The organism is Caulobacter sp. P1_B12_2, from assembly GCF_056406675.1.
In genome coordinates, this window is record NZ_JBFTZS010000438.1 from 1 (window position 1) to 3,850 (window position 3,850).

Sequence of the window (3,850 nt, forward strand, 5' to 3'; positions counted from 1 at the left end):
GGGCGTTGAACGAAGCGGTGTTCAAAGAGGTGTCGGAAGCGGCCAGGGCCTTTTCCTTCATCTTGCCCAGCAGGTCGGTGACGGTGTCGCCGGCGGCCAGAGCCACGTCGATGGTCGACTGGCCGCGTTGCAGCGAGTCCTTCACGGCGTTCAGCGAGCTGGCGGTCGAGGACTGGACCTTGGCGGTCGCCCAGATCGCGCCGTTGTCCTTGGCGCTGCTGATCTTCTTGCCGGTATTGATGCGTTGTTGCGTGACCTGGAGTTCCGAATTGGTGGAGTTCAGGTTCTGCAGGGCGATCATCGCGCCCGAGTTGGTGTTGACGCTATTCAGCGGCATCCGACGAGTTCCTATTCAAGGTTGTCCGGCGTCGTTTTGACTGCCGAGAGCATTTTGCTCGCCACCAGGGTGTCGTCGGGGCGTAAAAAATGGGTGAACCCGGAATCTTCTGCTCTAGCGTGACTGTGTAGTCGGCAAAATATGCAGTGCTGTATTTACAGTCTAGGGTTTATGTGGCGATCTGACGCAGTATTGAGGTTTTTGTTGCGAATGTTAGGGGCGTGGAAAAGGCCGGCGCAAAACCGCGCCATGAGAAGTTGTAGAGGGCTGCGGCCAAATGTCCGGCCGCCTTGCCTCAGGCGCACAGACGGTGCGGCGCCACGTCGCGGTCGTCGGCGTCGAAAAGGTCGAAGGCCTCTTCCCAGGCCGTCTGCCGCGAGGCGCGCAGGGCCGCGTCGTCGATGATCCGGACGATCTGATCCTCGCGATCGTTCCACACCAGGCCGATGTCGGCGGCGCGCTCGGCGTCGCGGCCCAGCAGCAGGATGATGTCGGCGCGCAGCACCCGCTCGGGGCTCAGCCGCATCAGGGTGCGCCCGCCGCCCAGGTCGCGGTGGATGTCGGCGAAGTCGAGCACGGCCGAGATCATGGCGGCGTTGACCGGGACGGCGTGCCAATCCCGAGCAAGCAGATGGGCCTGGGCGAGGAGACGGTTCATCGGAGGGCTCCAGATCGGGCCTTCTGCCCGGCGGTTTTCTTCAGTCTCCCTTTTGCGGGTGTTGTGCGTCAAAAACGGTCGTATAGAGTTGGGCCATGCGACACGACAAGGCGACCCGACTGCTGGACCTGGCCCGAATGCTGGCCGGATCGTCCGAGGGCATGACGCTGGACGAAATGGCCCGGGCCATGGACGTGGGCCGGCGCACCGCCGAGCGGATGCGCGACGCGGTCTGGAACGCCTTCCCCCAGATGGAGGCGATCGAGGATCCGCCGACCAAGCGCTTCCGCATTCCGTCCGGCCTGGACAGCCTGTTCCAGACCCCGACCGCCGAGGAGCTGGCGGCCCTGCGCACCGCGGCCGACAGCTACGCCGCCGGCGGAGCGGAAGGGCGGGCGGCGTCGCTGTACGCGCTGGAGCGCAAGCTGCTGTCGGCCCTGCGCGGCGCCGCCCGCCGCAAGGTGGCGCCCGACGTCGAGGCCCTGGTCCAGGCGGAGACCATCGCCGTCCATCCCGGGCCGCGTCCTTTCGAGAGCGAACAGGTGCTCACGGCCATCCGGACCGCCGTGAAAGGCCTGCAGGCCCTGTCGTTCCGCTACGAGGGCGGCAGCGCGCCGGGCCGGACCCGCAAGGTCACGCCCCTGGGCATCCTGTTCGGCCACAGCAACTATCTGGTGGCGACGGAAGGCAAGGACCCTCGTCCCCGCACCTTCCGCCTGGATCGCATGCAGGCCGTCGCGGTCCTGGACGAGCCGGCCCCGCCGCCCGAGGACTTCTCGCTGCAGGCCTTCGCCGATGAGAGTTTCGGCATCTATCACGGCCCGATCGAGGACGTGGTGCTGCGCGTCGCCGCCGCGCGCGCCGACGACGCCCTGCGCTGGCGCTTCCACCCCAACCAGACCGTCACCCAGGAGCCGGACGGCTCGGTCACCGTCGCCTTCCGGGCCAGCGGCATGCTGGAGCTGTCCTGGCACCTGTTCACCTGGGGCGACGCGGTGGAGATCGTCTCGCCGCCGGGCTTGCGGGAGATGATGGTTCAGGAGCTCCAGGCGGCGTTGGCTGCGCACACGAAGTCCTCGCCGCTCTAGCGAGTCCCAACCCGCACCGCTAAGGTTGAGGGACGGGTCTTGGGGGGAGCATGTTCGGGAAGACCCTGAAAATCGGCGTCGCCGTGGGACTGGCCGCGATCGCGCTGTTCGTCGGATGGCGCGGGATCGAAGCCCAACAGGCGGCCCGCCGCCAGCTGGCGGCGGCGGACGTCATCGTCGTGACCAACTGGAAGAGCCATTCGTCGTCCCAGAACTACGCCATGGAAATCCATCGCGACGGCGAGATCGTGTTCAACGGCGGGCCCGACGTCCTGCTGCCGGGAGAGCACAGGATCCTGGTCTCCCGCCAAAAGACGGAGGACTTGTTTCGCCAGGTCGAAGACTCGTCCTTCCTGGGCATGAAGCCCCTCTACAAGGGGTGGGTGTCGCCCACCCAGCGGTCCAAGCTCTGCGTACGCGGCGCCGGCTTCGAGCGTTGCGTCGAGGCGGCCACCAATCCGATCTTCAACACGACCAACGAGCCCAAACAGTTCGACGAACTGGTCAGCGCCGCCTACGCGATCGCGTCGCCCGAACGCTGGATCCGCGCCACGCCGCAGACGGTCCGGGTCTTCGAGCAAGAGGGCCTGGACCCGCGCTCGCTCGGCGGTCAGCGCCTGGTCTTCGCCGTCGCCGAGGCTTACGACCTGGCCGCCATGCAGGCGTTGATCGCGCGTGGCTTTCCCTTGGACGCCACCCGCATCGACCCCTTCCATGACCTGACCACGCCGGTCGAGGTCGCGGCGTACAACGGCAGGCTCGACATCCTGCGGGCGCTGCTCGACGCCGGGGCCTGGACGTCGGCGACGCCGGAGGTCAAGCAGAGGGCCTTGCTCGCGGCCTCCCGATCCTGCCAGCCGGAGATCGTGCAGACCATCCTGGACGAGGGCGTGGTGCTCCAGCCCAAGGCCATGACGATCCATGTTCTTCGCTGTCGAGACGGCGTTTCCCGGCAGGCCGACGCCCCGGCGACCGCGGCCCTGATGGTGAAGCATGGCCTCCCTGTCGATGCGCGGGACGCCAACGGTCACACCCTGCTTCACTCGGGCGTTGGTCCGGATGTCGTCAGGCTGTTGCTGCGCCACGGCGCCGATCCCAATGCGCGCGACGACCTGGGAGTCCCCCCGCTCCTGACGGTTTCCAACGAGGAGGCGGCCATCGCGCTGATCGAGGCCGGGGCGGACATCGACGCCACGCACGACAGGACCACGAAGCCGGAGGAGTGGTCGACCGGCGAGTCGATCGACATCATCGCCAGCAACGCGGGCTGGACCCGGGTCCAGGCCCTGGTCAACGCCCGCCGCGCCGAAGCGCGAGCCAAGGCGCGCTAGGGCCGGCTGGCGAAAGCCATGACCATTTCGGCGAAGGCGCCCGGCTGCTCCAGATAGAGGAAGTGGCCGCCGCTGGTCATGACGATCCGTTTCGCGCCCGGGATCAGCGCTTCCAAGGCGCCGGCGTGGGCGTGGACGTCGGGGATGTCGATCTCGCCGGTGACGATCAGGGTCGGGACCTTGATCTCACCCAGTCGGCCCATGACCTCGGGTCCGTCCTGGATCATCCGGGCCGCGCCGAAATTGCCGGGATGGGCGGTCAGGTCGGCGACGACGAAGGCGCGTTGGGCCTCGGCGCCCGGCGTCAGGATGTAGGGGTCCTTGGCGGCGTCGGCGAGACGGCCCTGTGACATCAGCGTCACCAGCGTCATGGTCCGCTTCATGAAATGCTCGGTGGGCTTGAAGCCGTTCACCGCCGCCCCGACCAGCACCAGTC

Annotated in this window: 5 protein-coding genes; 2 read left to right on the forward strand and 3 right to left on the reverse strand. The window is 67.5% G+C overall.

Features of this window, described 5'->3' with window-relative positions; genetic code table 11:
* Together AC1DZ6_RS20975 and AC1DZ6_RS20980 are read right to left on the reverse strand one after the other, a co-directional pair.
* A partial coding sequence (locus tag AC1DZ6_RS20975) for a flagellin (RefSeq protein WP_477099069.1) occupies positions 1–337 on the reverse strand: 337 nt, incomplete at its 3' end.
* A gap of 295 nt (positions 338–632) precedes the next feature.
* Complete coding sequence (locus AC1DZ6_RS20980; protein WP_477099070.1) at positions 633–995, reverse strand: hypothetical protein; 363 nt, start codon at positions 993–995, stop codon at positions 633–635.
* 95 nt (positions 996–1,090) lie between these two features.
* Between AC1DZ6_RS20980 and AC1DZ6_RS20985 the strand changes: the two genes are divergently transcribed.
* Positions 1,091–2,083 carry a helix-turn-helix transcriptional regulator gene (locus AC1DZ6_RS20985; RefSeq protein WP_477099071.1) on the forward strand — a complete coding sequence of 331 codons (993 nt, stop codon included), beginning with the start codon at positions 1,091–1,093 and terminating at the stop codon, positions 2,081–2,083.
* A 50-nt stretch (positions 2,084–2,133) separates the two neighbouring features.
* Positions 2,134–3,414 (forward strand): hypothetical protein, encoded by a 1,281-nt coding sequence (locus AC1DZ6_RS20990; protein WP_477099072.1) that lies wholly within the window; start codon positions 2,134–2,136, stop codon positions 3,412–3,414.
* On the opposite strand, the gene AC1DZ6_RS20995 is transcribed toward AC1DZ6_RS20990, so the two are convergent.
* On the reverse strand, positions 3,411–3,850 hold a 440-nt coding region (locus AC1DZ6_RS20995; RefSeq protein ID WP_477099073.1), incomplete at its 5' end, for an alpha/beta fold hydrolase. The two genes, AC1DZ6_RS20990 and AC1DZ6_RS20995, sit on opposite strands and share 4 nt — an antisense overlap.